The organism is Dolomitihabitans soli (assembly GCF_022213955.1).
In the GTDB taxonomy this organism is placed as follows: domain Bacteria; phylum Actinomycetota; class Actinomycetes; order Streptosporangiales; family Streptosporangiaceae; genus Streptosporangium_A; species Streptosporangium_A soli.
Window position 1 is genome coordinate 763,219 of record NZ_JAKNTW010000001.1, and the last position, 26,316, is coordinate 789,534.

At 72.4% G+C, this 26,316-nt stretch carries 26 protein-coding genes and 1 riboswitch; of the genes, 17 read left to right on the forward strand and 9 right to left on the reverse strand.

Translation table 11 applies throughout. The features are described 5' to 3' along the window. Positions 1–19 precede the first annotated feature (19 nt). Positions 20–1,177 (forward strand): sensor histidine kinase, encoded by a 1,158-nt coding sequence (locus MBA17_RS03465; protein ID WP_238494741.1) that lies wholly within the window; start codon positions 20–22, stop codon positions 1,175–1,177. Between the two features lie 71 nt (positions 1,178–1,248). Beyond that, positions 1,249–2,043 (forward strand): LytR/AlgR family response regulator transcription factor, encoded by a 795-nt coding sequence (locus MBA17_RS03470; protein WP_238494742.1) that lies wholly within the window; start codon positions 1,249–1,251, stop codon positions 2,041–2,043. A gap of 1,246 nt (positions 2,044–3,289) precedes the next feature. Here the strand turns inward: MBA17_RS03470 and MBA17_RS03475 are convergent. Then, positions 3,290–4,129 carry a deoxyribonuclease IV gene (locus tag MBA17_RS03475; protein WP_238494743.1) on the reverse strand — a complete coding sequence of 280 codons (840 nt, stop codon included), beginning with the start codon at positions 4,127–4,129 and terminating at the stop codon, positions 3,290–3,292. A 129-nt stretch (positions 4,130–4,258) separates the two neighbouring features. Between MBA17_RS03475 and uraD the strand changes: the two genes are divergently transcribed. The 9 genes from uraD (at position 4,259) to alc (ending at position 12,444) form a co-directional block, all read left to right on the forward strand. Further along, complete coding sequence (gene uraD / locus MBA17_RS03480) at positions 4,259–4,765, forward strand: 2-oxo-4-hydroxy-4-carboxy-5-ureidoimidazoline decarboxylase (RefSeq protein WP_238494744.1); 507 nt, start codon at positions 4,259–4,261, stop codon at positions 4,763–4,765. Further along, positions 4,762–5,073, forward strand: a complete 312-nt coding sequence (gene uraH, locus MBA17_RS03485; protein ID WP_238494745.1) for a hydroxyisourate hydrolase — start codon at positions 4,762–4,764, stop codon at positions 5,071–5,073. The genes uraD and uraH overlap by 4 nt, the downstream gene beginning before the upstream one ends. A gap of 3 nt (positions 5,074–5,076) precedes the next feature. After that, positions 5,077–5,946 (forward strand): factor-independent urate hydroxylase, encoded by an 870-nt coding sequence (gene pucL / locus MBA17_RS03490; RefSeq protein WP_238494746.1) that lies wholly within the window; start codon positions 5,077–5,079, stop codon positions 5,944–5,946. Between the two features lie 38 nt (positions 5,947–5,984). Then, positions 5,985–6,866: an FAD binding domain-containing protein gene (locus MBA17_RS03495; RefSeq protein WP_238494747.1), complete on the forward strand. Its 882-nt coding sequence runs from the start codon at positions 5,985–5,987 to the stop codon at positions 6,864–6,866. Further along, entirely contained in the window at positions 6,857–7,330 is a 474-nt protein-coding gene (locus MBA17_RS03500; RefSeq protein ID WP_238494748.1) for a (2Fe-2S)-binding protein, read from the forward strand. Before MBA17_RS03495 ends, MBA17_RS03500 begins: the two co-directional genes overlap by 10 nt. Further along, entirely contained in the window at positions 7,327–8,673 is a 1,347-nt protein-coding gene (locus tag MBA17_RS03505; protein WP_238494749.1) for an 8-oxoguanine deaminase, read from the forward strand. The genes MBA17_RS03500 and MBA17_RS03505 overlap by 4 nt, the downstream gene beginning before the upstream one ends. A 97-nt stretch (positions 8,674–8,770) precedes the next feature. Beyond that, positions 8,771–10,030 carry a glycerate kinase gene (locus MBA17_RS03510; protein ID WP_238494750.1) on the forward strand — a complete coding sequence of 420 codons (1,260 nt, stop codon included), beginning with the start codon at positions 8,771–8,773 and terminating at the stop codon, positions 10,028–10,030. A 55-nt stretch (positions 10,031–10,085) separates the two neighbouring features. Further along, positions 10,086–11,381, forward strand: coding sequence for an allantoinase AllB (gene allB / locus MBA17_RS03515; RefSeq protein WP_238494751.1), 1,296 nt, complete (start codon positions 10,086–10,088; stop codon positions 11,379–11,381). A gap of 100 nt (positions 11,382–11,481) precedes the next feature. Further along, positions 11,482–12,444 (forward strand): allantoicase, encoded by a 963-nt coding sequence (alc, locus tag MBA17_RS03520; protein WP_238494752.1) that lies wholly within the window; start codon positions 11,482–11,484, stop codon positions 12,442–12,444. A 20-nt stretch (positions 12,445–12,464) separates the two neighbouring features. On the opposite strand, the gene pknB is transcribed toward alc, so the two are convergent. The 4 genes from pknB to MBA17_RS03540 form a co-directional block, all read right to left on the reverse strand. Continuing rightward, positions 12,465–14,393: a Stk1 family PASTA domain-containing Ser/Thr kinase gene (gene pknB, locus MBA17_RS03525; protein WP_238494753.1), complete on the reverse strand. Its 1,929-nt coding sequence runs from the start codon at positions 14,391–14,393 to the stop codon at positions 12,465–12,467. A gap of 88 nt (positions 14,394–14,481) precedes the next feature. Beyond that, complete coding sequence (locus MBA17_RS03530) at positions 14,482–15,246, reverse strand: thiazole synthase (RefSeq protein WP_455432678.1); 765 nt, start codon at positions 15,244–15,246, stop codon at positions 14,482–14,484. Next, entirely contained in the window at positions 15,243–15,443 is a 201-nt protein-coding gene (thiS, locus tag MBA17_RS03535; protein WP_238494755.1) for a sulfur carrier protein ThiS, read from the reverse strand. The genes MBA17_RS03530 and thiS overlap by 4 nt, the downstream gene beginning before the upstream one ends. Before the next feature lie 44 nt (positions 15,444–15,487). Next, the gene (locus MBA17_RS03540; protein ID WP_238494756.1) at positions 15,488–16,774 is read right to left on the reverse strand and encodes an FAD-dependent oxidoreductase; all 1,287 of its coding nucleotides are present in this window, start codon (positions 16,772–16,774) and stop codon (positions 15,488–15,490) included. Continuing rightward, positions 16,768–16,883, reverse strand: a riboswitch (TPP riboswitch). (Overlaps the previous gene by 7 nt.) Positions 16,884–17,356: 473 nt before the next feature. Between MBA17_RS03540 and MBA17_RS03545 the strand changes: the two genes are divergently transcribed. The 3 genes from MBA17_RS03545 to thiE are packed head-to-tail and all read left to right on the forward strand — an operon-like array spanning position 17,357 to position 19,598. After that, on the forward strand, positions 17,357–18,529 hold the full coding sequence (locus MBA17_RS03545; RefSeq protein ID WP_238494757.1) for an NAD(P)/FAD-dependent oxidoreductase: 1,173 nt from the start codon (positions 17,357–17,359) through the stop codon (positions 18,527–18,529). A gap of 51 nt (positions 18,530–18,580) precedes the next feature. Continuing rightward, the gene (locus MBA17_RS03550) at positions 18,581–18,955 is read left to right on the forward strand and encodes an Rv2175c family DNA-binding protein (RefSeq protein ID WP_238494758.1); all 375 of its coding nucleotides are present in this window, start codon (positions 18,581–18,583) and stop codon (positions 18,953–18,955) included. Beyond that, positions 18,945–19,598 carry a thiamine phosphate synthase gene (gene thiE, locus MBA17_RS03555; RefSeq protein WP_238494759.1) on the forward strand — a complete coding sequence of 218 codons (654 nt, stop codon included), beginning with the start codon at positions 18,945–18,947 and terminating at the stop codon, positions 19,596–19,598. Before MBA17_RS03550 ends, thiE begins: the two co-directional genes overlap by 11 nt. A gap of 70 nt (positions 19,599–19,668) precedes the next feature. Here the strand turns inward: thiE and MBA17_RS03560 are convergent, their stop codons facing one another. After that, positions 19,669–20,736, reverse strand: coding sequence for a polyprenyl synthetase family protein (locus MBA17_RS03560; RefSeq protein WP_238494760.1), 1,068 nt, complete (start codon positions 20,734–20,736; stop codon positions 19,669–19,671). Positions 20,737–20,861: 125 nt separating this feature from the next. On the opposite strand from MBA17_RS03560, the gene metF reads away from it, so the two are divergent. Continuing rightward, positions 20,862–21,791: a methylenetetrahydrofolate reductase [NAD(P)H] gene (gene metF, locus MBA17_RS03565; RefSeq protein WP_238494761.1), complete on the forward strand. Its 930-nt coding sequence runs from the start codon at positions 20,862–20,864 to the stop codon at positions 21,789–21,791. A 343-nt stretch (positions 21,792–22,134) separates the two neighbouring features. On the opposite strand, the gene MBA17_RS03570 is transcribed toward metF, so the two are convergent. Together MBA17_RS03570 and MBA17_RS03575 are read right to left on the reverse strand one after the other, a co-directional pair. Beyond that, positions 22,135–22,692, reverse strand: a complete 558-nt coding sequence (locus MBA17_RS03570; RefSeq protein ID WP_238494762.1) for a GNAT family N-acetyltransferase — start codon at positions 22,690–22,692, stop codon at positions 22,135–22,137. Positions 22,693–22,723: 31 nt separating this feature from the next. Next, complete coding sequence (locus MBA17_RS03575; RefSeq protein ID WP_238494763.1) at positions 22,724–23,200, reverse strand: YbaK/EbsC family protein; 477 nt, start codon at positions 23,198–23,200, stop codon at positions 22,724–22,726. Between the two features lie 164 nt (positions 23,201–23,364). Here MBA17_RS03575 and MBA17_RS03580 point away from each other — a divergent pair, with 164 nt between their 5' ends. Both MBA17_RS03580 and MBA17_RS03585 read left to right on the forward strand, forming a co-directional pair. Continuing rightward, positions 23,365–24,144, forward strand: a complete 780-nt coding sequence (locus MBA17_RS03580; protein WP_238494764.1) for a L,D-transpeptidase family protein — start codon at positions 23,365–23,367, stop codon at positions 24,142–24,144. Positions 24,145–24,636: 492 nt separating this feature from the next. Further along, complete coding sequence (locus MBA17_RS03585; RefSeq protein ID WP_238494765.1) at positions 24,637–25,083, forward strand: SAV_6107 family HEPN domain-containing protein; 447 nt, start codon at positions 24,637–24,639, stop codon at positions 25,081–25,083. Here the strand turns inward: MBA17_RS03585 and MBA17_RS03590 are convergent. Next, the gene (locus MBA17_RS03590) at positions 25,061–26,221 is read right to left on the reverse strand and encodes a PP2C family protein-serine/threonine phosphatase (RefSeq protein WP_238494766.1); all 1,161 of its coding nucleotides are present in this window, start codon (positions 26,219–26,221) and stop codon (positions 25,061–25,063) included. The genes MBA17_RS03585 and MBA17_RS03590 overlap by 23 nt on opposite strands. Between the last annotated feature and the right edge of the window lie 95 nt (positions 26,222–26,316).

The following is a 26,316-nucleotide window of genomic DNA, read 5'->3' on the forward strand; positions in this document are numbered from 1 at the left end:
ATTGGCTAGCGTGACGCGCATGTCCACCATCGGCTGGGCACTGCTGTGCCTCGCGAGCGCCCTCCTCGGTTTCCTCCTCTCCGTCCGGCGGTCCCGGGCCCGCAGGAGCGAGGGCGCGTTCGCGGCCCTGCACAGCGTCTCGATGGCCGCGCCGGCGTTACGCGGTGGCCTCACCTCCGACTCCGCCCGGGTGGCCGCCGGCCACCTCCGGATGCTGCTCGGCGCCGGCGCGGTGGCCATCGTGACCGGTGACGGCGAGGTGGTCTGGGAGGGGGCGGCCTGCTCGCACGTGCTCCAGGTGCCGCTGCACGCGTCCAGCGTGCTGGCCGCGGGGACGCCGCAGTTGCCGGCCGTACACGGCTGCGACACGTCCGGCTGCCCGCTGGACGCGGCCGTGGCGGTGCCGCTCACCGTGGGCGGACGGGTGATCGGCACCCTGGCCGCCTACGATGCCCGGGCGGGGGCGGCGCTGGTGCGGGCCGTCGCGGAGATCGGCCGCTGGGCCTCCGGCCAGCTCGAACTCGCCGAGCTCGACGCCTCCAGACGGCGCGCGCAGGACGCGGAGACACGGGCGCTGCGGGCGCAGATCTCCCCCCATTTCGTCTACAACTCCCTGACGACCATCGCGAGTTTCGTGCGCACCGATCCCGCCAGGGCCAGGGAACTGCTGCTGGACTTCGCCGACTTCGCGAGGCACGGCCTGCGGCGGGCCCGTGAGTTCACCACGCTGGCCGACGAACTGGGCTGTGTCGACCGCTACCTGTCGCTGGAGCGGGCGAGGTTCGGCGAGCGGCTGAGGTTCAGCGTGGAGGTCGCACCGGAGACGCTCCCGGTCCCGGTCCCGTTCCTCTGCGTGCAGCCCCTGGTCGAGAACGCGGTCAAGCACGGCCTGGGCGGCGGCAAGGGCACCGGCGAGGTGCGCGTCGTCGTCGAGGACGCCGGCCCGGAGACCCACATCAGCGTGGCCGACGACGGCACGGGCATGGATCCCGCGCGGCTCCGCGACCTGCTCAGTTCGCCGGACTGCGGTGACCACGGCATCGGCCTCGCCAACGTCGACATACGGCTCCGCCGTATCTACGGCGAGGACTACGGACTGCAGGTCGAGTCGAAGGTGGGCGTCGGCACGACGATCAGGCTGCGGCTGCCCAAGGTCAACGCGCTCGCCAATAGCTAAACGTAGCTATTTCTTTACCGAGAGCATGCATTCCGGTTGCGACGAGGGCCGCGGCAGGGCAGCGTGGGGGGATGCTGCGCATCCTGGCGGTAGACGATGAGCTGCCCGCCCTGGAAGAGCTGGCGTATCTCCTGCGCCAGGACTCCAGAGTGGAGCACGTGTCCATTGCGAACGACGGGGTCCAGGCTCTGCAGGACATGGTGCAGATGATCGGCGCCGGCGAGCGGCTCGACGGCGTCTTCCTCGACATCCGGATGCCCGGTCTCGACGGCCTGGACCTGGCCCGCCTGGTCGGCGGCTTCCCCATGCCGCCCCGGCTGGTCTTCGTCACCGCGCATGACGACTGCGCGGTGCAGGCCTTCGAGTTGGAGGCCGTCGACTACCTGCTCAAACCGGTGCGCGCCGACCGGCTCGCCGAGGCGGTGCGCCGCCTCGAGTCGGTGGTGGCGCCCCCAGTGGTGCCGCCGTCCGCGGAGGGCGATTCCTCACCTGGCACGGCCGGCGACGACATCATCCCGGTGGAGCTCGGCGGGCGCACCCGGTTCGTCCCCCAGCAGTCGATCTGGTTCGCCGAGGCCCAGGGCGACTACGTCCGGCTGCACACCGTCGACGGCAGCTACCTCATCCGCATGTCGCTGGTGGCCCTGGAGCGCCGCTGGGCCGCCTCGGGCTTCATCCGGGTCCACCGCAGCACCCTCGTCGCCGCACGGCACGTCCAGGAGCTTCGTTTCGAGGGCGGGAAGATCCTCCTCCAGGTCGGCACCGAGACCCTTCCGGTCAGCCGCCGCCACACCCGTCAGGTCCGGGAACACCTCGTCGGCCAGTTCCGCACCCTCCCGCCGGCCACCCAGCCGCACCCCTCCTGACCCGCGACTCTCCCTCCCTGACCCCAGCCCTTCCTCCCTGAGCCGGGCACGCCGGGCCCGGCGTCGCGCCGAGAGACGCCACGGGCCGCCTGAGCCGGCGTTCACTCACCGGACGGTCGCCCAGGTCCCACGGACGTACGGCGCCCAGGGTGTCGTACCGCGACCACGGGCCCGCGGGGAGGTTTCCGGCTCGCGCGGCCCGTCTCCGAGATCCCGCGGCCCGCTCGGCTCGGCGTCGGGCTCGCAGATCACGGGAGCCGGTCGAGGCCCATCGACGCCGACGTCGTGCTCCCGGTGCGCCGGGACGGCGGACGTGGACCTGCGTGGCGCTCAGGATGCCGTACGGGCCCGAGCCGGGAGGCGTCGCGGGCCGTCGGGGTCACCCCTCAGACGACCGGTCTGACGTCGGTCCGGCGGGCGTGACCCGGCCGCGCGACGTTATGGGCGCTGAGGGGCGCCGCGCAGGCGGCCCAGGGGCGCCGCACCGGCCTGGCAGGGGGCGTTTCGGTCTCTGCAGACCGGCCAAGGCTGAGGGCGGGCGCCGAGACGTCCACAGGGCCTTCCAGGCGTGGTCCGTGTCCGGACGGGAAGCGCCGGCGAGGCCGTAGCCAGCGGAGATGCGCGCGTCACCCGGGTCTGGTCAGGGGTGATGGGGCGATACGTCGCAGAAGTGCGAGTGCGCTCCGCGCGCATAGGCACGATCACGGAAGCCGGGGTCAATTCCCGGAAACGACCGTTCGTCGCGGCCGGAATGCCGCTCGGCGTGGGTGCACATTCCGTATGTCGACGGTTACAGACCGTTGATCGAGCTGTCGCTAAATAGGGTTTCGCACTTCATGATCGTGACCGTAATGTGTGCCGAGTCGGAGCCAACGCCGACGCATCGGGGGGGACCTGGCCGCGAGGCCGATTGGGGCCTGGTGCGCGGAGACCAGGGTGACCTCGGGGGTCGCCTGGCTGACGGGCCCTTGACCCGGGGGGGAGGGGCCCGTCGGCTCCGGCGTGGCGGAGGTGCTCGCGGGAGGCCGCGGAGCCGAACCGGCGATCCGGTCTGCGGGGGCGGCCGGATCGCCCGGAGCGAGCACCTTCGTCGCGCCCTGACCCAAGCCCTTCCCGCCCGCAGCGCACGCCCGAGCGGTTCTGAGCGGTCCTGAGCGGTCCCTGAGTGGTCCTGAGTGGGGCTCACGCCCCAGCGGTCCTGGGTCGGGCTCTCGGACTCCGGACGGGTAACCGGCGGGTTCGCGGGTCAGCCGTCGCGGAGCTTCTTCAGCAGGGTGATGTCGTCCCGGTGCTCGTCCACCTTGCCCGGCGTCTCGATGCACAGGGGCACCCCGGCGGCGACAGGGTGCCGCATGATCTCGGCGAACGGCTGGGCGCCGATGAGACCGGCTCCGATGTTCTCGTGGCGGTCACGCTTGGAGCCGCAGGGATCCTTCGAGTCGTTGGCGTGGATGAGCTTGAGGCGTCCGGGCGCGATGGCGTGCAGCGCGTCGAGGGTCTGGGCGACGCCGTCCGGCGCGGTCAGGTCGTGGCCCGCCGAGAAGGCGTGACAGGTGTCGAGGCAGACGCCGACGCGCGGATGGAAGTCGAGGACGCCGAGATAGGGGCCGAGGTCCTGGACGGTGGCGCAGAGCACCTGACCCTGTCCGGCCATGGGTTCGAGCAGCAGGTCGGGGCCGTCGGCGGGGATCTCGTCGAGGAGCGGCAGGAGTTGCTCGCGGACCTGGCGGAAAGCGTCGTCACGCGGCTGGCTCACGGCGGAGCCGGTGTGCACCACGACTCCCAGCGCGCCGATGTCGGCGCCCCTGCGCAGGCTGTGCCGTACGGCGGCGACCGACTTCTCCAGGGTGTCGGCGCTGGGCGAGCCCAGGTTGATCAGGTAGGGCGCGTGGACGAAGGTCGGCATGCCGGACTCGCGCAGGTCCCTGTCCTGCCCGGGATCGCCTGCGGCGAGCGCCCAGCCGCGCGGATTGCTGACGAACACCTGGATGATCTCGGCGCCGATGGAGTCGGCGTAGGCGAGGCCGCCCTTGGCCAGCCCGCCGGTGACCATGGCGTGTCCGCCGATGGCAGAAGTAAGGCTCATGATGGCCGCCAGTTTAGGCGCTGGCTCCGACGACTTGGAGCATGACACAAAAGGGCGGGCAAAGCCCCGGCCGACTTCGGAGTTCTGGATGCTGGACCTGGCCGGACGGGGGTGTGTCTACTTGACTCCATGCCGGATATCACCGCTTTCAACACCCAGGGGGAGGCCGACGCCCGTGCGGCGCTCCTCGCCTGCTGCGCCTCGCCGGCGTTCGCCGCGGAGGTCGCCGCCGGCCGGCCGTACGGGAGTGCGGCGGAGGTGGTCGCGGCGGCGGCGGACGCCGCGGGGCGGCTGCGCTGGCCGGAGGTGCGGGAGGCGCTGGCGGCGCACCCGCGGATCGGCGAGCGGGCGGCGGGGAGCGGCAGGGAGGCGTCGTGGTCGCGGGGGGAGCAGTCCGGCGCGGCGGACGCGGGCCAGGACGTGCGGCTACGGCTGGCGGCGGGCAACCTCGCCTACGAGGAGCGGTTCGGCCACGTCTACCTGGTCTGCGCCACCGGGCTGACCGCGGCGGAGATGCTGGGGCGGCTGGAGCGCCGGCTGGGCAACGACGAGGAGAGCGAGCGGCGGGCCGTACGGGAGGAGCTTGTGAAGATCACCAGGCTGCGGGTGGCGAAGCTGCTGGAGGAGGACGGATGAGCCTGTCGACCCACGTGCTAGACGCGGGCCTCGGCCGTCCCGCCGAGGGCGTCGCGGTACGGCTGGAGGGGCCCGGCGGGGTCATCGCGGAGGGGCGGACCGGGGCCGACGGCCGGCTGGCGGGATGGACGCCGGGGGCGGGGCCGCACCAGCTGGTCTTCGACACCGGCGGCTACTTCGCGGCGCGCGGCCTGGCGACCTTCTACCCCGAGGTCGTGATCGGGTTCACGGTCGGCGACCCGGGGGAGCACTACCACGTGCCGCTCCTGCTCAGCCAGTACGCCTATTCGACCTACCGAGGGAGTTAGCAGGTGGCCGTCGTGCTCGGACCCAACCGCTACGGGAAGGCGGAGACCCGTGTCGTCCGCGTGACCCGCGACGGGGACGTCCACCGGATCAAGGACTGCAACGTGAGCGTCGCGTTGTCGGGCGACATGACGGAGGCCCACATCAGCGGGAGCAACGCGGCGGTGCTGCCGACCGACACGCAGAAGAACACCGTCTTCGCCTATGCCAAGAAGTACGGCATCAGCCAGATCGAGGAGTTCGCACGGCTGCTGGCCAGGCACTTCACCCGCTCCCAGCCGGCCGTCCACCGCGCCAGGGTGGCGATCGAGGAATACTCCTGGGAGCGGATCCCGAAGGGCCCCTCGTGGTCCTTCGCGCGCGCCGGCGGCGAGATCCGCACCTGCGCGGTCCACTACGACCGGAACGGCACCGAGACGGTGGTCTCCGGGCTGAAGGACCTGGTGGTGCTCAACACGACCGGCTCGGAGTTCCACGGCTTCGCCCGCGACGAGTACACGACCCTGGAACCGGCCACCGACCGCGTCCTGGCCACCGAGGTCACCGCCACCTGGCGGTACGTCCCGCCCGTCGCCGACTACGGCGAGTCCTACGAAGAGGTACGGCGGTGCCTGCTGGAGGCGTTCGCGCGGACCCACAGCCTGTCCCTCCAGCAGACCCTCTACGCCATGGGCAGCAGGGTCCTGGCCGATCGGCCCGAGGTCTGCGAGGTACGGCTGACCCTCCCGAACCGGCACCACTTTCTCGTCGATCTCACCCCGTTCGGGCTGGACAACGACAACGAGGTGTATTTCGCCGCCGACCGTCCCTACGGGCTGATCGAGGGGCATGTCCTGCGCGACGACGCCCCCGCCGCCACCTTCGCCTGGGAGTGAGCATGGGATTCAGCAGGGGAGACGGCGGGGGAGGGAGCATGGCCTTCCTCAGGCCGACGACCTGGCCGGAGGCGCTCGCCGCCAAGGCCGAACTGCCGGGAGCCGTGCCCATCCAGGGCGGCACCGACGTCATGGTCGAGATCAACTTCGACGTGCGCAGGCCGGAGGCGCTGCTCGACCTCACCCGCGTGGCGGAGCTGGCACGGTGGTCGGAGACGGGCGGACGGCTCCGGGTCGGCGCGGGCGTGCCGTACTCCCGGGTGATCGGCGAGCTGGGCGACCGGTTGCCGGGGCTCGCGCAGGCGTCGCGGACGGTCGGCTCGCCGCAGATCCGCAACCGCGGCACGGTCGGCGGCAACCTGGGGGCGGCCTCGCCGGCGGGCGACAGCCATCCGCCGTTGCTGGCGGGCGGCGCGGTGATCGAGGTGGAGAGCGCCGCGCGCGGGGTCAGGATGATCCCGGCGGAGGAGTTCTATCTGGGCGTCAAGCGCAGCGCGCTGGAGCCGGACGAGCTGATCCGCGCCTTCCACGCCGAACCCGCGACCGGGCCGCAGTACTTCTCCAAGGTCGGCACCCGCAACGCGATGGTGATCGCCGTCTGCTCCTTCGCGCTGGCGCTGCACCCCGCCGAGCGCCGGGTGGGCACCGGGATCGGCTCGGCCGCCCCGACGCCGCTGCGGGCCAGGGCGGCGGAGGAGTTCCTCGCCGCCGAGCTCGACTGGGCCGCCGGGCTCGCACCCGCCGGGCTCGCACCCGGCGTGCTCGCCAGGTTCGGCGAGCTGGTGAGCGAGGCCGCCGCGCCGATCGACGATGTGCGCGGCACGGCCGGCTACCGGCGGCACGCGCTGGCCGTCATGGCCCGCCGCACCCTGACCTGGGCCTGGAACGACTACCGGAAGGCGAGGGAGCAATGCGCCTGAACTTCACGGTCAACGGCAGAGCCGAAACCGTGGACGACGTGTGGGAGGGCGAGAGCCTGCTCTACGTGCTCCGCGAGCGGGCCGGGCTGCCCGGTTCCAAGAACGCCTGTGAGCAGGGCGAGTGCGGTTCGTGCACCGTCTACCTCGACGGCGTCCCGGTCTGCGCCTGCCTGGTCGCCGCGGGCCAGGCGGAGGGCCGCGAGGTGCGTACCGTGGAGGGGCTCGCCGACGGCGACCGTCTCGACCCGATCCAGCAGGCGTTCGTCGACGCGGGCGCCGTGCAGTGCGGCTTCTGCACCCCCGGCCTGCTGGTGCAGGCCCACGACCTGATCGAACGGGTCCCACGGCCCAGCGACCCGGAGATCCGCGAGGCGCTGGCCGGCAACCTGTGCAGATGCACGGGGTACGAGAAGATCCTCGACGCCGTACGGCTGGCCGCGGAGCGGAAGGCGGGCGCCCGATGACCCTCGTGATCGAGAACGGCTACCTGGCCCCGATCGTCGGCGCGGAGATCCCCTCCGGGCACCTGGTGATCGAGGACGACCGCATCGCCGCCGTCGGGGCGGGGCCGTACGAAGGGGAGGCGACCCGGATCGACGCCTCCGGCTGCCTGGTCACCCCCGGCCTGGTCAACACCCACCACCATCTCTACCAGTGGGCCTCGCAGGGGATGGCTGCGCAGAGCACGCTGTTCGACTGGCTGGTCACGCTCTACCGCCCGTGGGCGAGGATGGACGCCGAGGTCGTGCGGGGGGCGGCGAGCGCCGGGCTGGCCTGGCTCGCGCTGTCGGGCTGCACCACCTCGACGGACCACCACTACCTGTTCCCGACCGGCCGCGGCGACCTGTTCGCGGCCGAGATCGAGGCGGCGCGCGAGCTGGGCATCCGCTTTCATCCGGCGCGCGGCTCGATGGACCGGGGCGTCTCGTCGGGCGGCCTGCCCCCCGACGAGGTGGTCGAGCCGCTCGACCGGATCCTTGAGCACACCGAGGCGATGATCGACGCCTACCACGACCCGTCGTTCTCCTCGATGCTCCGGGTGGCGGTCGCGCCCTGCTCGCCGTTCTCCGTCTCGCCCGAGCTGCTCACGGGATCGGCGGAGCTGGCCCGCGCCAAGGGGGTGCGCCTGCACACCCACCTGGCCGAGACGGTCGAGGAGGAGGAGCACTGCCTGCGGCAGCTGGGCATGACCCCGGTCGCGTACATGGCGGAGACCGGCTGGCTCGGCCCCGACGTCTGGCTGGCCCACTGCGTTCACCTGCACGACAAGGACGTCAAGCTGCTGGCCTCGACCGGCACGGGCACCGCGCACTGTCCCTCCTCCAACGCCAGGCTGGGGGCGGGGATCGCACGCGCCTCGGATCTGCTGCGCGCGGGCGCCCCCGTCGGGCTGGGCGTCGACGGGCCCGCCTCCGCCGAACTGACCTCGCTCGCCGGTGAGGTGCGGATGGCGATGCTCATGCAACGGGCGAGGTACGGCCCGGCCGCGCTGACCGCCCGCGAGGCCCTGGCGATGGCGACCATGGGCGGCGCCACGTGCCTGGGCCGCCAGGACGAGCTCGGCTCCCTGGAGGCGGGCAAGCTCGCCGACGTGGCGATCTGGCGGGTGGACGGCTTCCACGCCGCGATCGAGGACCCGGTGATCGCCTTCGTGCACGGCTCGACTCCGCCGCTGGCCCGGCTGCTGGTCGGCGGCGTCACGGTCGTGGCCGACGGCGAACTGCGGACCGTCTCCGGCGAGGCCGCCGCGCGGGCCGGGGCCCTGGCCAGGCGACGCCTGATGGAGCTCGCCCGCGAGGACCTGTGATGATGGAGACCCATCGCACAGGGCACGGGCACGCCGTCCTGCCCGCTCGCACCGGGCAGGACGGCGTACCCGGCCATTCTCCACCCAGGGAGCAGGATTGTCTGAGACGCCGGGCCACATCGTCATCGCCCCCGACAAGTTCAAGGGGTCGCTGACCGCCGCCGAGGTGGCCGCCCGGGTGGCCGCCGGGCTCGGTCCCCAGGTCACGACCGTGTGCCTGCCGATCGCCGACGGCGGCGACGGCACCGTGGACGCGGTGGTCGCCGCCGGGTTCGCCCGGGTCGAGGTTCAGGTGACCGGCCCGACCGGCGACCCCGTCCAGGCCGCGTACGGCTGGCGGCCCGGTGGTGGCGGCGACGTGCCGACCGCCGTCGTCGAGCTGGCCGAAGCCTCCGGCCTGCGCCGCCTCCCGCTGTCCGCCGTCACTCCGGCCGCGGGCTCGCCCGCCGCGCCCGGCGGGGCGTCCGCCTCGGCTCCGGCGCACGCGGGGGTGGCGCTGGCGCCGCTGACCGCGACCAGCCGGGGCACCGGCGAGCTGATCGCGCACGCCGTACGGCGGGGCGCCCGGCGGGTCGTGCTCGGGCTGGGCGGGAGCGCGTGCACCGACGGCGGCACCGGCATGCTGGCCGCTCTCGGCGCCAGGTTCCTCGACGGGGAGGGCGCGGAGCTGCGGCCCGGCGGCGGCGCGCTCGGGGAGCTGGCGACCATCGACCTGTCCGGGCTCGCCGACGTCCGCGGCGTCGAGTTCGTCGTCGCGAGCGACGTGGACAACCCGCTGCTCGGCCCGCACGGCGCCGCCGCCGTCTACGCACCGCAGAAGGGCGCCGCACCCGCCGACGTGACGACGCTGGAGGCGGGACTGGCCAGGCTGGCCGCCGTGGCCGCGCACACCCACGGCGTGCTGGGCGCCGTCGAGCACGACGGCGTGGTGCGCCAGATGGGCGTGGCGGCGCAGCCCGGCGCGGGCGCCGCCGGCGGAGTCGGCTTCGCCGCCCTGGCCTTCCTGCACGCGGAGGTACGGCCGGGCATCGACTATCTGCTCGACCTGCTCGGGTTCGCCGGCCATCTGGAGGGCGCCCACCTGGTGATCACCGGGGAGGGGGCGCTCGACGAGCAGACCCTGCGCGGCAAGGCCCCCGCGGGTGTCGCGAGCGCCGCCGTCAAGGCGGGGGTCCCCGTGGTGGCGGTCTGCGGGCGCCGCGCTCTGGCGGAGGAGGAGATGCGCGCGGCCGGCATCCAGGCCGCCTACGCGCTCACCGACCTCGAACCCGACCCCGCCCGTTGCATGGCCGAGGCCGGTCCGCTCCTCCAGCGCCTGGCCGCGGAGATGCTCACTCCCTGGATCGTCCGTGGCTGACCCGGTCCCCGCTGCCGGGGGCGGGTGGCCGGGATGCTGACACCTTGGAGGGTGCATGGCTGAGCCGTACGACCTGGTGGTGCGGTCGCGGCGGGCGGTGCTGCCCGCGGGGGTGCGCGGTGCGGCGGTGGCCGTGCGGGCGGGGCGGATCGCGGCCGTGCGGCCCTATGACGCGGAGCTGGGGGCGCGGGCGGAGACCGACCTCGGGGAGGTGGCGCTGCTGCCGGGGCTGGTGGACACGCACGTGCACGTCAACGAGCCGGGGCGGACCCACTGGGAGGGGTTCGCCACCGCTACCAGGGCCGCGGCGGCGGGGGGCGTGACCACGATCCTGGACATGCCGCTGAACTCCCTGCCGCCCACCGTGGACGTCGCCGCGCTGGCGGTCAAACGGGCGGCCGCGGCGGGGCAGTGCTGGGTGGACGTGGGATTCTGGGGCGGGGCGATACCCGGGAACCTGGCCGGTCTGCGGGCGCTGCACACGGCGGGGGTCTTCGGGTTCAAGTGCTTCCTGTCGCCGTCGGGGGTGCCCGAGTTCCCGCCGCTCGGCGACGCGGAGTTGCGGGCCGTGTTCGCCGAGGTGGCCGGGTTCGGTGGGCTGGTGGTGGTGCACGCGGAGGCGCCGGGGCTGTTGGCCGAGCCGTCCGGGGCGACATATCCGGATTTCTTGGCATCTAGGCCGGGGGAGGCCGAACGCCGGGCCGTACAGAGCGTCATCGCGGCCGCGCGTGACACCGGCGCGCGGGCCCACATCCTGCACGTCTCCTCCGCCTCCTGCCTGGAGCCGCTGGCCGACGCACAGCGCGACGGGGTGGCCGTCACCGCGGAGACCTGCCCGCACTACCTCACGCTCACCGCCGAGGAGGTCGGCGGCCCGGAGTTCAAGTGCTGCCCGCCCATCCGCGAGGCCGCCAACCGCGACGCCCTCTGGCGCGGGCTGGAGAGCGGCGTCCTCACCTGCGTCGTCTCCGACCACTCGCCCGCCCCCGCCGACCTGAAGGTGCCCGACTTCGCCGCCGCCTGGGGCGGGATCTCCTCCCTCCAGCTCGGCCTGCCCGTCGTGTGGAGCGAGGCCGCCGGTCGCGGGTACGGCCTGCGAGACGTCGTCAGATGGATGGCCGAAGGGCCCGCCGCGCTCGCCGGACTCGACCGGAAGGGCGCCATCGCGGAGGGCGCGGACGCCGGCCTCGTCGCCTTCGACACCGAGGCCGGGTTCACCGTCAGCGCGGGCGACCTGTACCACCGCAACCCGATCACGCCCTACCACGGGCGGAAGCTGACCGGCGTGGTCCGCCGTACCTGGTTGCGCGGCCACCTGGTGGAGGATCGACCGAGGGGAGAGTTCCAGTGATCGAGTTCGTCCGGTCGACCGGTCCGGTGTCGCGTGGCCTGCCTGGGCCGGGGCCGGCCGGGGTGGTCCTGGTGGTTGATCGGTTCGGCGGGGAGTTCCGGTGACCGAGTTCGTCCGGCTGCCCGACCTGGCGCTGCGCGGCCACGGCGGCACCGTCGCCGCGGCCAGCGACGAGTCCTTCGCCGAGCGGGAGAGCCTGATCAGGCCCGGCCGCCCCGAGTTCCGCCCGCACACCTTCGGCGCCAAGGGGCAGGTCTACGACGGCTGGGAGACCCGGCGGCGGCGTGAGCAGGGCCACGACTGGGCGATCGTCAGGCTCGGCATGCCGGGCATCGTGCGCGGGGTCATCGTGGACACCGCGTGGTTCACCGGCAACTACCCCCCGCACGCCTCCGTGGACGCGTGCGCCGTCGACGGCTACCCCTCGGTCGCCGAGCTGCACGACGCCGCCTGGACCGAGATCGTGCCCAGGAGCGAGCTGACGGGCGACGCCGAGCACCACTTCCGGGTGCTCGACGAGCGGCGGTACACCCATGTGCGGCTCAACATCCACCCCGACGGCGGAGTGGCCAGGCTGCGCGTGCACGGCGAGGTGGTGCCCGACCTCGCCGTCTGGGAAGGCATGACCATCGACCTGGCGGCGCTGGAGAACGGCGGACTGGTCACCGCCTGTTCCAACGAGTTCTACTCCGCGCCCAACAACGTGCTCGCCCCCGGACGAGCCCGGCACCAGGCGGACGGCTGGGAGACCGCCCGCCGCCGCGACGACGGCAACGACTGGCTGATCGTCCGCCTCGCCTGCCCGGGGACGATCCAGGTGGCCGAGCTCGACACGGCCAACCTCCTGTACAACGCGCCGGCCGCCGCCACGCTGACGGGCATGGACGACCGGGTGGACCCGGACGCCTGGTTCGGCCTGCTCCCCAGAACCCGGTTGCAGCCCGACACCCAGCACCGGTTCCGCCTCCGGGAGCGGCGCGAGGCCACCCACGTACGGCTCGACATCCATCCGGACGGCGGACTCGCACGCCTCCGCCTACACGGACTCGGCGCCGGTCCCTAGCGGCGGACCCGGCGCCGGGCTCAGTGCCAGATCGTGATCTCGGTCTGGGGCGGGGCGTTCCCGCTCATCGGCTGCTGACCGCGGACCCGGCCGCTGCCCAGCAGCTTGCGCGTCTTCACCTTGAACCCGGCGGCACGCAACTCCTGCTGCGCGTCCTTGACGTTCTTGAACAACACGTTGGGGATGACGTTGAAGGTGTCCTCGTCGTCCTCGCCCTCGTCGTCGCCCCGGTTGTCCCACGGCCACTGCCACTCGCCGTTGGAACACTGTGACAGGGTCAGCTTCGCCGTCGCGCCCTTGTCGACCTCGGCCTTGGCCTTGGGCTCCTGGGCGATGACGGTGCACGGCTGGGCGTCGTCGGCCTGTTCGACGACCTCCACGTTGTAGCCCTGCTCGCGCAGGAACTGCTCGGCCTGCTCACGGGACAGCCCCATCACGTCGGGCATCAGCAGGCCCGCGCTGAGCACCAGGCTGACCTTGCCGCCCTCCTTGACCTTCGTGCCCACCTGCGGGCTCGTGCGCAGCACCAGCCCGCGTTGCACGGTGTCGTCGGCGAGCTTGTGCACCCTGTGCACGCTGAGGCCGAGGTCGGACAGCCTGGCCCTGGCCCCGGCCTCGGTCAGCCCTTCCAGGTTGGGCACCGGAACCAGTTTGGGACCCAGCGAGGGCACCAGCGTGATCTTCGCGTCCGACTCCACCTCGGTGCCCGACGCGGGGTCCATCCTGACCACGTTGTCCTTGGCGACCTTGCCGTCGTTGACGCCGTCGCCGATCACCACGACGAACCCGCGCCCCTCCGCCTCGGACTTGGCGACCAGGATGTTCTTGCCCACCAGGTCGGGCACCTCGACGTACTTGCCCTCGGCGAACCACCAGCCGGTGAGCCCGATCGCGACGGCCATGACCGCCGCGAGCGCGATCAGGAACCAGTGGGGCCGCACGCCTCGCCGTACTCCCCGCACCGGAGCGGCGGGGCCGGTCAGCACCTCCTCGCGCGGCTGGATCAGCGTGTGGCCGATCGGCGGCGGGGGCGCGGCGGAGGTGCGGACGTCCTGCGGCATCGACGCGCGGGCGGTCGGGCCGCCCGGCGGCGTGCTCTCACGCGGCAGCACCCGATGCGTGTCCACGGCCGCGACCAGCAGCGCCGTCGCGTCGGCCGGGCGCACCTCGGGGTCGCGGCTGGTCGCCGCGGTCACCAGCTTGTCGAGCGCGACCGGCGAGCCCTCCAGCACCGCGGACGGCGGCGGCACCGTGTCGTGCACGTGCTTGTAGGCGATCGCCATGGACGTCTCGCCTTCGTACGGCTGGCGTCCGGTGACCAGCTCGAACAGCATCACGCCCGCGGCGTAGACGTCGCTGCGGGCGTCGGCGTGCCCGGAGGTGACCTGCTCCGGTGACATGTAGCCGATGGTGCCGATCATGACGCCGGTCCTGGTCTGGTTGCTCGCCTCGACCGCGCGGGCCAGCCCGAAGTCGACGACCTTCACCCGGCCGTCATCGCTGAGCAGGACGTTCTCCGGCTTCATGTCGCGGTGCACCAGGCCGCTCTGATGCGCGGAACCCAGCGCCGCCAGCACCGGGATCATGATCTCCAGCGCCTCGCGGGGGCCCAGCCTGCCCCGCTCGCGCAGCACGTCGCGGAGTGTGCGGCCCGGCACGTATTCCATCGAGAGGAAGACGATGTCGCCGTCCGTGCCCTGGTCGAAGACCTGTACCACGTTCGGGTGGGAGAGGCTGGCCACCGATTTGGCCTCACCGATGAACCTGCGCACGAAGGCGGGGTCTTCGGCGAGGGAACGATGCATCACCTTCAGGGCGACCGTGCGGTCGAGCCGGATGTCAAGGGCGAGGTAGACCGTCGCCATACCGCCCCTGGCGATCCGGGACTCAACGCGATAGCGCCCGTCGAGGAGCCGCCCGACGAGGGGATCCGCAAGCGTCGTGTCCACCTGCCCGAGTTTACGGGCGTTTTGCCACGGGGAGGGCCCGCACCTCCCAAACCGATGCCGAGCCGTTCTCCCCGAACGGCAAAATGACCTAGGGAACCCGTGGTGACGACGCCTCGGCGTACCTCCGGCGCGGAATCCGCCCCGCCAGCCGCGCCTGCCGTCCCGCCTCGACCGCGCCCCGCATCGCCGCCGCCATCAGATCCGGCCGCTGCGCCCGGGTGACCGCCGTCGCCAGCAGTACGGCGTCGCAGCCCAGCTCCATGGCCAGCGCCGCGTCGCTCGCCGTGCCGATCCCGGCGTCCAGCACCACCGGCACCGACGCCGCCTCCACGATCAGCTCGATGTTGTGCGGGTTGCGGATGCCCAGGCCCGACCCGATGGGCGCGCCGAGCGGCATCACCGCCGCGCACCCCGCCTGCTCCAGCCTGCGGGCCAGCGCGGGATCGTCGCCGATGTAGGGCAGCACCGTGAAGCCGTCGGCCACCAGGCGTTCGGCGGCGTCGAAGGTCTCGATGGGGTCGGGCAGCAGGGTCCGCTCGTCGGAGATCACCTCCAGCTTCACCCAGCTCGTCCCCAGCGCCTCCCTGGCCAGCCTGGCCGTCAGCACCGCCTCGCCCGCCGTGTAACAACCGGCGGTGTTCGGCAGCACCTCGATGCCCCGCCGCCGCAGCACCTCCAGCACCGACCCCTGCGACGAGGGATCGAGCCGCCGCATCGCCACCGTGGTCAGCTGGGTCCCCGAGGCGACGAGCGCCTGGTCCAGCACCTCCAGCGACGGCGCGCCGCCGGTCCCCATGATGAGCCGCGAGGAGAACTTCTCACCCGCGATGATCAGTTCGTCCGCCATCGTCATCCTCCCTGTACTGCCGTCAGAACCTCGACCCGGTCGCTTTCGGCCAGGGCGGTGGAGGTCCACGCGCCACGCGCCACGACCTCCTCGTTGACCGCCACCGCGATCCCGGTGGCGGCGGTCGTCAGCGTCTGTACGGCCTGCGACACGGTCGCCCCGTCGGGCAGGTCGTGCGGCGCCCCGTTGATGGTCACCTTCATCGAATCTCCTTGCAGACCCCGGTGTCTCGGCCCGGGGAGGGAAGTCAGGCGCGGTCCTCGAAACGCGACGGCGAGCAGGGATGGCCCGGGTCCGCGGCTCCCGTCAGCCCGTCCACGACCAGGTCGGCGGTGAGCGGGGCCAGCAGCACGCCGCTCCGGTGGTGCCCGGTCGCCAGATGGAGGCCCGGCAGGCCGGTGGGGCCGATCAGCGGCAGGTTGTCGGGCGTGCCCGGCCGCAGCCCCGCCACCACGTCGGCCACCTCCAGCTCCGTCACGCCGGGCACCAGCTCCCTGGCGTCCCGCAGCAGCTCCCACAGCCCGCCCGCGGTGATCCTGGTGTCGAATCCCAGTTCCTCCTGGGTCGCCCCCACGACCAGCTCACCGTCGCCGCGGGGCACCAGGTACACCGGAGAGCCGTGCACGGTACCCCGCACGCAACGGCTCAGCACGGGTACGGCCGAGCGCAACCGCATGATCTGGCCCTTGACCGGCCGCACCGGCGGCAGCACCCCTTCGGGCACCCCGGCCAGCCCGCCCGCCCAGGCGCCCGCCGCGAGCACGACACATCCGGCGTTCACCACCCGGGCCGCCGTGTCGGGGCCGGGGGCGGGCCGTACGTCGGCCGCCGTGTCGGGGGAGGGCCGTGCATCGGCAGCCGTGTCGAGGGCGCCGGAGAAGGCGGGCCGTACGTCGGCCGTCGTGCCCGGGGAGGAGGCGAGCCGTACGCCGGTCACCGTGTCGCCGGCGACCAGGATCTCGGCGGCGCGTTCTCTGAGGACGGGCACGCCCCGGCCGGCGAGGGCGCGTCGCAGCGCGCGCGTCACCCTGCGCGGGTCGACCCACGCGTCGTCCGGCGCCAGCAGCCCGCCTCGCACCGACGGCGCGAGCATCGGCTCCAGGCGGCGGCACTCACGTCCGGTGAGCCGTTCGACGGGCAGTCCCAGCTTCTCCATGAACGCGCCCAGCTCGCCCAGCGCGGCCAGGTCGTCGGCCCCGAAGGCGACATCGAGCGTCCCCTCGCGCCGCAGGTCCAGCTCCTGCCCGCTCTCCCGCGCCAGCTCGGCCGCGAACGCCGGCCATCTCGCCAGGGAGGTGAGCCCGAGCCCGAGCAGCGGTTCCTCGGTGTAGGTGACCTCGCTCACCGGCGCCAGCATCCCGGCCGCCGCGTGCGAGGCGCCCGACCCGGGCGCCGGATCCACCACGGCCACCGAGAGCCCTCGGGCCGCCGCCCGCCAGGCCACGCTCAGTCCGATGACACCGCCGCCCACCACGACGACGTCGAACCGCGAGGGTGACGCCGGGGTCGTACTCGATGATTCTGCTGGCCTCATTGGCCCGCGCTCCCTTCGCCGGCATGACCCGGATCAGGTTCTGTTACGGTCGAGGGCCGTGACAGCCCTCCTCTCAGCCCGGTTCGTCCGGGCTCCCGTGCGTTTATCGCTTACAGCCTAAGGGGCCGTCTGGTCTGCTTTCGCACAGGGTGGTCGCTCCTCTGTGCGCATGAATTAGCATTTTCGTTATCGGAACGCCATTAGCGTTTCGGTGCTGCGCCGACTTAAGGTCGTGGGTTACCACCTTTCCTCGGCCTGTAGGCCGGATGCGCAGTTCTTCGTTCTGACTGGAGGTCAGATGTCAGGCCGCGTTACCGGGGGCAAGCCCGGTGTTCGGCGGGTTGACGACAGCCCGGCGATCAGTGGGGATCGCCGCGATGTGGTCGGCGGGGCAGACAGGCCCGCACCTGGTACATCGGAAAACGCAGACAGATATCCGAAACGCGATCTTCCAGGGGGTCCGGTGCTCGAACGCCACTACACCCGCCCGGTCAGCGGTGGCTCCGGCCGGCCGCCAGGTCGCGGACAGGACGTCCGCCCGCGGACGCAAAAGTCGCCGACCGCACTCTCTGCGGGTGCGCGGTGAACGATGTCGTGGTGGTAGGCGCCGGGTTGGCCGGCGTGCGCAGTGCCGAGGCACTCCGGGCGCACGGGTTCGACGGCAGGATCACGCTGATCGGTGAGGAGCGGCACCGGCCCTACGACCGCCCGCCGTTGTCGAAGGCCGTCCTGTCGGGCGAGCTCGACTCGACGTACGTCGACTCCGACCTCGCCGCCATGAAGGTCACGCTGCGCTCGGGCGTGGCCGCGAAGGGGCTGCGCGAGGGGGTCGTGGAGACGACCGAGGGAGAGCTGCCCTACGACGGGCTGGTGATCGCCACCGGCGCGACCCCGATCAGGCTGCGCGGCGAGGGCAGGCAGCACGTGCTGCGCACCATCGACGACGCGCTGGAACTGCGCACCCAGTTCACCCGGGCGCCCCGCGTGGCGGTGGTCGGGGCGGGCTGGATCGGCGCGGAGGTGGCCACCGCGGCGCGCAAGGCCGGCTGCGCGGTGACCGTCGTCGAGGCGGCGGGCGCGCCGCTGAGCGCGGCGCTGGGTGACGACGTCGGCGCGTACACGGTCCCGTGGTACGAGCAGGCGGGCATCGAGCTGCGGCTGTCCACCCTGGTCGCGACCGTCGACCACGGCGGTCTCACGCTGGCCGGCGGTTCCACCGTCGAGGCCGACGTCGTGGTGACCGGCATCGGGGTGCGCCCGTCGGTCGGCTGGCTGGCCGGCTCGGGCATCGAACTGGACAACGGGGTCGTCACCGACGGGCACCTGCGCACCTCGCTGCCGGGTGTGGTCGCGGTGGGCGACTGCGCGGCCTGGTGGTCCCGGCGGTTCTCGCGGCGGCTGCGGGTGGAGCACTGGGACACCGCGCTCGGCGCGCCCGACGTGGCGGCGGCGTCCCTGCTGGGCGAGCCCACCGTCTACGACCCGGTTCCGTACTTCTGGTCCGAGCAGTTCGGGCGCATGGTCCAGTACGCCGGGCACCACGAGGGCGCCCGCCGTGTGCACCGCGGCGACCCCGCCGGCGCGAAGTGGGCGATCTGCTGGCTGACCCCCGACGACCGGCTGACCGCCATTCTGACCGTCGACCGGCCGCGCGATCTGGTGCAGGGCAGACGGCTCGTCGAGAGCGGGCAAAGGTTCGATGTGCAACGTCTGGTGGACCCTGCGATAACGTTGCGCGACTGTACGGTGGCGTGATCGGGCCGATGGGGTGTTTGGTGAGTGGCCAGTCGTGGTAGTGGTGGATTCGTGACGCTTTCTGTTGCACAGATCGACCGGCAGACCGATGAGCTCGTAGGTGAGTGGCTCACACTCTCGGAAGTCGCGAGGAGACTCGGGCTCAGTGCCGGACGTGCCAAACAACTGCTGAAGGACCGCAAGCTCATCGGAGTGCGCAGGGCCGGGGGCGAACCCCAGGTCCCTGCCGTCTTCCTCGGGCCCGACGACGTGCTCAAGGGGCTGCCCGGCACGCTGACCGTCCTCGCCGACGCGGGATACGACGACATCGAGTCGCTTCGCTGGCTGTTCACCCCGGAGGAGTCACTCCGGGGCGCGCCGGTGGAGGCCCTCGCCGCGGGTCGCCACACGGAGGTCAAGCGCTGGGCCCAGACCCTTGGGTTCTGAGCCGGCTTCCGAGCGTCTCGGTTCGGCTCGGCTCTACCTCTGCACCGACGGCCGCCGCGATCGCGGAGACCTGCCCGAGTTCCTCGACGCCGTGCTCGCCGGCGGCGTCGACATCGTGCAACTCCGGGAGAAGGGGCTGGAGGCGCGGGCGGAGCTCGCCCTGCTGGAGGTCTTCCGTGACGCGTGTGACCGGCATGGCGCGTTGCTGGCCGTGAACGACCGGGCCGACATCGCGCTCGCCGCCCGGCCGGACATCCTGCACCTCGGTCAGGACGACCTGCCGGTGCCGGTGGCTCGCGACATCCTCGGCCCCGACGTGCTCATCGGCCGCTCGACCCACTCGGCCGACGAGGCGACGGCCGCGTCGGCCGAGGAGGGCGTCGACTACTTCTGCTGCGGGCCGATCTGGCCGACACCCACCAAACCGGGCAGGCCCGCACCGGGTCCCGCCCTGCTGAAGCACGCGGCGTCGCTGGAGACGTCGCGCCCGTGGTTCGGCATCGGCGGCGTCGACCTCGGCAACCTCGGCGAGGTGCTGTCGTACGGCGTGCGCAGGGTCGTCGTGGTGCGGGCCATCACCGAGGCGGAGGACCCACGGGCCGCCGCCGCGGAGTTCAGCCGTCGCCTGTCCGGCCGGCCTTAGCCCCCGGCACGTGGCGGCGAGCTCCGCGCCGGGCCGTTCGGCGCCCCGCCGTCGTGTGGCGTGCGCCCGGTCAGGTGCGGCGTGAGGTGGCGGCGACGGCCAGGGCCGCGAGGGCGTCGCGGGCGTCCGGGGTGACCGGCGCCTGGTCGAGCGCGTGCAGGGCGTCTTCGAGGTAATGCTTGATCATTTCCTCGCAGGCGGCCAGTGCTCCGCTGTCCTCGATGATCGTGCGGAGCCTGCCGAGGCCGTCGGCGTCCAGCTCGGGATCGCCGAGCAGTTCGCGGACGACCGCAGCCTGCGCCGGAGCCGCGGCGGCGAGGGTCCGGGCGACCAGCATGGTCCGCTTGCCCTCACGCAGGTCGTCGCCCGCGGGTTTGCCGGTCTCCGCCGGGTCGCCGAACACGCCGAGCACGTCGTCGCGGAGCTGGAAGGCGATCCCGACCTTCTGCCCGTACTCCGCGCACAGGCGGTCGATCCACGGCCGGCCGGTGCGCGTGGCGAGGGTCAGACCCAGCCGGAGCGGCTGCTCGACGGAGTATTTGCCGCTCTTGTAGAGGGCGACCCGCAGGGCGCTGTCGAAGGTGTTCTCGCCGTGGGCCTGCTCCAGCAGGTCGAGATACTGCCCGCACATCAGCTCGCTGCGCATGTGGTCGTGGAGCGGTTGCACCGCCGCGAGGGACTCGGCGGGCAGCCCGCTCGTCCGCCACATCTCTCCCGACCACAGCAGCAGCAGGTTGCCGAGCAGGATCGCGGCCCCCTCACCGAACTGGCGGGCCGACCCCTGCCAGCCGGAGCGCTCGTGCAGCGCCTGGAACCGGCGGTGCGCGGCGGGCATCCCCCGGCGCAGATCGCTCTTGTCCATCACGTCGTCGTGGATGAGCGCGCTCGCCTGCAGCAGCTCCAGGGACGCGGCGGCGGTGAAGATCGCGGGGTCGGCGTCGCCGCCCGCGGCGTGCCAGCCCCAATAGCAGAAGGCGGGACGCAGCCTCTTCCCGCCGGACAGGAAGTCCTCGGCGGCGGCCAGCAGCGGCGCCAGATCGGGTTCGCCGATCAGCGGGCGCCGGCCGTCGAGGAACTTCCGGAGCGAACGGTCCACCTCGGCGCGGAGGTCCTCCAGCGGGGTGGCGGAAGTTGTCATGCCATGAGATTAACGGCCGGGGAACGACGGGGGAGATTCAGCATGGCCGTTGCGCCGAACCCAATTCGGTGATCATGGGGATGCTTCTTTCGCTTTCCCTCCCTTACGCCCGATACGATTCGTGCATGGCTGAGGGTCGCTCGTCCGTCCAACGTGAACGCGTGCCCACCGTCCGCGAACTGCTCGCGAATGGTGGCAGGTCGTTCTCCTTCGAGTTCATGCCGCCGAAGACCGAGGAGGGGGAGCGGCAACTGTGGCGTGCGATCAGAGAACTGGAGGCGTTGCGCCCGACGTTCGTCTCCGTCACCTACGGCGCGGGCGGCACCACCCGCGACCGCACCGTGGAGATCGTCGAGCGGGTCGCGCACGAGACCACGCTGACCCCCGTCGCCCACTTCACCGCGGTCAACCACTCGGTCAGTGAGCTGCGCCACCTCATCGGCAGGTTCGCCGGTGCGGGCGTGCGCAACATCCTCGCCGTCCGGGGCGACCCGCCCGGCGACCCGATGGGGGAGTGGGTCCAGCACCCGGAGGGCGTCCTCTACGCCGAGGAGCTGGTCAAGCTGATCAGGCGGTCGGGCGACTTCTGCGTGGGCGTGGCCGCTTTCCCCTACAAGCATCCGCGGTCCGACTCCATCGAGTCCGACACCGAGTACCTGGTGCGCAAGTGCCGCTCCGGCGCCGACTACGCGATCACCCAGATGTTCTTCCGCGCCGACGACTTCCTCCGGCTGCGCGACCGGGTGGCCGCCCAGGGCTGTGACACCCCGATCATCCCGGGCATCATGCCGGTGACCCAGATGAGCACGATCGCCCGCTCCGAGCAGCTCTCGGGGGCGCCGTTCCCGCCCGACGTCGCCGCGCGCTTCGAAGCCGTCAAGGACGACCCGGCGGCCGTTCGCGCCCTGGGCGTCGAGCACGCGGCCGAACTGTCCCGCCGGCTGCTCGACGAGGGCGCGCCGGGCATCCACTTCATCACCTTCAACCGGTCGAGCGCCACGCGAGAGGTGTTCTCACAGATCCAGCCGGCCTTCGACCGGCCCGCCACCGCCTAGCGCCCCGATCAACCCTTGAGCGGCCGCCGTCCCCGGACGGCGGCCGCTCTTTCGGGGTCGTCGCCACCATCCTGCTCGCGGAAGCGGGAAGGGCGTCCGCATGATGTGACGCATGCCGGCCGACGCCATCGCCTCCGAGGTCTACGGCATCTGGGTCTCCGCCGGGGTCGCGCTGGCCGCCTCATCTTCACGGACCCGCTGACCTGGGTCATGGGCCCGGGCATCGCCCTCATCATGTCCGGCTGCCCGATGGGCCGGTCGGATTCATGTTCGGCCGGTTCGTTCGTCCGCGCGAACCGGGTGGTCTCGATGCCGATCCTCTGCCGCCCGGCCTGAGCCGTCCTCAGGCGGGGCGGTCGCTCAGCGGCAGCACGGCGCCGACGATCGCGTAGCGCTCGTAGCCGCCCGGGAAGACGAACTGCGTCAGCAGGTCGCGGAAGCCCAGCGCGTGGTAGAGGTGCCGGGCCGCGGTGGGCTGGTCATGGGTGGAGAGCACGGCGGTGCGCTCGCGCCGCCCGTCGCACAGGGCGTGCAGCATGGCCCGCCCGGTGCCCTTGTCCTGGTAGTCGGGGTGCACGTGCACCTCGGCGATCTCCAGGGTGTCGGAGAGCCAGCCGAGCGCGGTCGCCTCGCCCGCCTGCTCGCTGATCGACCGGTGGATGACGTCGTGCCACCACTGGCCGGCCGCGCCGTGGAACGCGTAGGCGAAGCCCACCAGGCCGCCGTCGGGGCGTTCGGCGAACACGCAGGTGAACTCGGGATAGGTCGCGTGGTTGCGCATGATGCTCTTGCGGCCGGAGAGCTGGTCCGCGGGCGGGCGCATGGCGGCGGTGTAGATGTCGATCGTCAAGTCCAGGCATGCCTCGAACTCGCCTGGTCCGACATGCCGCAGCCCGATCACGCGTCGCACACTAGCAGGTGGTCCAGCGGCCTCATTCCACCTCGGCGGGGGTCCCGCCGGTGATGCGCACCAGCTCCTCGAAGGTCGTGGGGAACACCGTGTGGGGGTGGCCGCCGGCCGCCCAGACCACCTCGTGCTTGCCCAGCCAGGTGTCCACGAGGGTGCGCACCGGAGCCGGGTGACCCACCGGCGCGACGCCGCCGATCGGCTGGCCGGTGGCCTCCCTGACGAACTCGGGCGTCGCGCGCCGTACCTTCTCCGCGCCGACCGTGCGCGCGATGAGACCGGTGTCCACGCGGTGGGCGCCGCTGGTGAGCACGAGCAGGGGGGCGCCGTCGGCGTCGAAGATCAGGCTGTTCGCGATGGCCCCCACCTCGCAGCCGACCAGGGCGGCCGCCGCGGCCGCGGTGGGGGCGGACTCGGTCAGGACGAGGATCTCGCCGGTGGCGCCCTGCTCACGAAGGGCGGCGGCGACCTTGACGGCGTTCGGATGCAACTTTTCTGGCACCGGACCACTCTAATCATTGACGGTATAGGGCAGTTGATTACAGATCGATGACCTTTGCGGACGATGAGTGATCATTGCGCTAAAATTCGATGTCTTGAGCAGTATTGAAATAAGGGGAGGGTTTGACCGTGGGGGCTGTACGGCAGCTGGGAATTGCTGCGCTGATGACGGCTGGAGCCGTGTTCTTCTCCGCGGGCGGCGCGACGGCGGGCGTGGAGCCCGTCCCCGTCGTGAGCGCCGACCCCGCCGGAGTTCGGGTCACCTCGGTCGGCGCGGGGGTGCCGGTCGGGACGCCCTTCACCGCGCCCGGCAAGACGCTCAAGCTCGGGGCCAAGGGCACGGTGGTCAAGCGACTCCAGACGCGCCTGAAGGAACTGGGCTACCACCCCGGCAAGATCGACGGCCGGTACGGCGGGGGCACGCTGGTCGCCGTGTGGGCCTTCCAGAAGGTCAACGGGATCAAGCCGACGAGCACCGTGGCCACCAGGACGTGGAACGCGCTGGAGAGCCCGGAGACGCCGAAGGTGCTGATGCCCAAGGGCAAGGGGACGCGGGTCGAGGTCAACCTCACCAAGCAGGTCCTGGTGCTCTACGTGCGCGGCGAGGCGAAGCTGATCAGCCACATCTCCTCCGGCAGCGGGATCCCCTACTGCGAGACCGCCGAGTGGCAGGGCAAGTCGCAGCGCTTCTGCGGTGACGCGCGCACTCCGACGGGCAACTACAAGACCACCTGGCGCAGGGACGGCTGGCACAAGTCCTACCTGGGGCAACTCTACAACCCGGTCTTCTTCAACGGTGGCATCGCCTTCCACGGCGCGTTGTCGGTGCCGCTCACGCCCGCCTCCCACGGGTGCGTCCGGCTGCCGATGCACGTCGCGGAAATCCTTCCCGGGATGGTGGGCAAGGGCGTTCCCGTACACGTGAAGGGCAAGTTCGCCCGCTGACTCGGGGGTATCGGTTTTCGGGGAACGACGAAGGACTCAGGGCCGGCGCGATCAAGCGCCGGCCCTGAGTCGTGTCCGGGGGATGGATCACCGGCATACCCGGCCCGGGGATGCCGCCGCGGCCGGTTCGCGCGCCGGCGGCGGTCGTCCGGGACGACGCGCTCGCTCGGCCCGGACAGCTCGATCAACGGTGTCTCAGGGCTTTGCCCGGCGATCTCTGACCGATCCATCGAACCTGTGTTCGTGTGTTCTCTTGACAGGCTGTCGGATCGAATTTATGTTCGATGGTGTGCGAACGGGACTCGCGGCCCGTTCCACAGGGCGGTGGGCGGTGTCCTCGTCGTCGGCGGAGACGAGTGGGCACTGTCCGGCCGGACGGGGAGAGGGGAAGCTCCTCGTCCGGCCGCCCAGCCGGATTGTCGGTGGCTTCTGCGAATGTGGCCTCACCGGCTTCATTCGCCGGGGGCCGTCACGACCCAAGGAGGCTGCAGCATGACCTCACGGCTCAGCGATCTGAGTGGCCCACGGTTGTCGCCCGCTGCCAGGGCGCATCTTGCCGACGCACGTGACCGCCTGGCGCAGGCCGCGTCCGCGCCCACGCCGGCCGATCGCTACGTCTCGGCTCATCTGGCCGCCCTGCGGGCGGCCGCGGCGATCCTGGCCGCGCGTCCCCGCCCGATGGACGGCAGGCGGCGGCGGCTGCGCAGCGCGTGGGAACTGCTGCCGGAGGCCGAGCCCAGGCTCGCCGAGTGGGCCGCCTACTTCGCGGTGAGCGCGGACAAGCGCGCCGCGGCGGAGGCCGGTCTGGTGCGCACGGTGTCCGCGCGCGACGCCGACGAGCTCATCGCCGACGCCGAGACCTTCGTCGTCACGGTCGAGACGATCCTCGGCGTCCCGGGGCAGCCCGCGCTGCCCGTCACGGTTCCTCTCGCGGGCTGACCGCCTCTTCGAGGGCGGGCACCGGCGACCGGCGGAGCAGGAGCATCGCGGCGTCGTCGCTGAGCGGCCTGCCCACGTGGCGGAGCACGTCGGCGCGCAGGGCGTCGAGCGACCCCTGCGGGTCGGGCCCCGAGAGCAACTCCACGCGTGCGGTCAGCGGGTAGAAGGCCCCGCCGTGATCGCGGGCTTCGACGATCCCGTCGGTGTAGAAGAGGATCTGGTCGCCGACGACGAACCTCTCCCGGTGAATCACCGGGGCGTCCGGCTTCAGCCAGCTCAGGCCCAGCGGGGGAGTCTCCTCGGCGGGCTCGGCGAACTCCGCGGTGCCGTCGGCCCGCATGAGCAGCGGCGGCGGATGCCCGCAGTTGAGGATCGCGATCTCGTCCTCGCCGAGGATCTCGGCGAGCACCGCGGTGACGAACTGCTCGCCGCTGAGCCGCCTGGCCAGCGCGTTCTCCAGACGGTGGGTCACCCCCAGGAGGTCGGGCTCGTCGTAGGCGGCCTCACGGAAGGCGCCGAGCACGATCGCGGCGGTCTCGACGGCCTCCAGGCCCTTGCCCTGCACATCGCCCACGATGATCCTGACCCCGCCGCTGGGCGAGGTCACCACCTCGTACAGGTCGCCGCCGATCCGGGCCTCGGCCACCGCCGAGGTGTAGGAGACCGCGACGCCGAGGCCGGGCCCCGCCCTGCGCGGCACCGGCCGCAGCAGCACCCGCTGGGCGGCCTCGGCGACCGAGCGGACGTCGGCGAGCCGGCGCTCGTGGCGCACCCTGGCGGCGCTGGCGCCGAGGCTGGCGAACGTCACCCCGACGATGGCGATGAGCGCGACCTGCAGGCGGAACGGGCTGATCCCGTTGTAGAAGGAGAGCGAGAGGCAGAGCGCGACGGCGACGACCCCGACCAGGCCGGTACGGCGGACGTCACACGCGACGCTGGCGAAGGCGGGGCCGAGCGCGAGCAGCGAGATGAGGCCGACGCCACGGCCGGCCTGCCAGTCGGCCACCACGACCAGGGCCATCACCAGATAGGGCAGTACCAGCAACAGCGTGCGGGTCTTGGACGGGGTGGCGCGATGGGTCGCCGGAGGGTGGCCGCGACGACGACCGTCCTTGCGTCCCTTCGATGCCCGCGTCATACCTACCGATTCTCGTGCCACCGCACGCTCAGGCCAGTCCCTCCAACGGCAAGATCTCCGGGACGGCCCCAGACGTTACTACCATGGCGGAAAGC

Coding starts and splice junctions, on each gene's coding strand:
- metF (WP_238494761.1), top strand. CDS start 20,862: ATGGCTGAGGGTCGCTCGTCCGTCCAACGTGAACGCGTGCCCACCGTC.
- MBA17_RS03590 (WP_238494766.1), bottom strand. CDS start 26,221: ATGACGCGGGCATCGAAGGGACGCAAGGACGGTCGTCGTCGCGGCCAC.
- MBA17_RS03465 (WP_238494741.1), top strand. CDS start 20: ATGTCCACCATCGGCTGGGCACTGCTGTGCCTCGCGAGCGCCCTCCTC.
- MBA17_RS03580 (WP_238494764.1), top strand. CDS start 23,365: ATGACGGCTGGAGCCGTGTTCTTCTCCGCGGGCGGCGCGACGGCGGGC.
- allB (WP_238494751.1), top strand. CDS start 10,086: ATGGCTGAGCCGTACGACCTGGTGGTGCGGTCGCGGCGGGCGGTGCTG.
- thiS (WP_238494755.1), bottom strand. CDS start 15,443: ATGAAGGTGACCATCAACGGGGCGCCGCACGACCTGCCCGACGGGGCG.
- MBA17_RS03585 (WP_238494765.1), top strand. CDS start 24,637: ATGACCTCACGGCTCAGCGATCTGAGTGGCCCACGGTTGTCGCCCGCT.
- MBA17_RS03475 (WP_238494743.1), bottom strand. CDS start 4,129: ATGAGCCTTACTTCTGCCATCGGCGGACACGCCATGGTCACCGGCGGG.
- MBA17_RS03530 (WP_455432678.1), bottom strand. CDS start 15,246: ATGACGATGGCGGACGAACTGATCATCGCGGGTGAGAAGTTCTCCTCG.
- MBA17_RS03500 (WP_238494748.1), top strand. CDS start 6,857: ATGCGCCTGAACTTCACGGTCAACGGCAGAGCCGAAACCGTGGACGAC.
- MBA17_RS03560 (WP_238494760.1), bottom strand. CDS start 20,736: ATGACAACTTCCGCCACCCCGCTGGAGGACCTCCGCGCCGAGGTGGAC.
- MBA17_RS03495 (WP_238494747.1), top strand. CDS start 5,985: ATGGCCTTCCTCAGGCCGACGACCTGGCCGGAGGCGCTCGCCGCCAAG.
- uraH (WP_238494745.1), top strand. CDS start 4,762: ATGAGCCTGTCGACCCACGTGCTAGACGCGGGCCTCGGCCGTCCCGCC.
- uraD (WP_238494744.1), top strand. CDS start 4,259: ATGCCGGATATCACCGCTTTCAACACCCAGGGGGAGGCCGACGCCCGT.
- MBA17_RS03505 (WP_238494749.1), top strand. CDS start 7,327: ATGACCCTCGTGATCGAGAACGGCTACCTGGCCCCGATCGTCGGCGCG.
- MBA17_RS03540 (WP_238494756.1), bottom strand. CDS start 16,774: ATGAGGCCAGCAGAATCATCGAGTACGACCCCGGCGTCACCCTCGCGG.
- MBA17_RS03470 (WP_238494742.1), top strand. CDS start 1,249: ATGCTGCGCATCCTGGCGGTAGACGATGAGCTGCCCGCCCTGGAAGAG.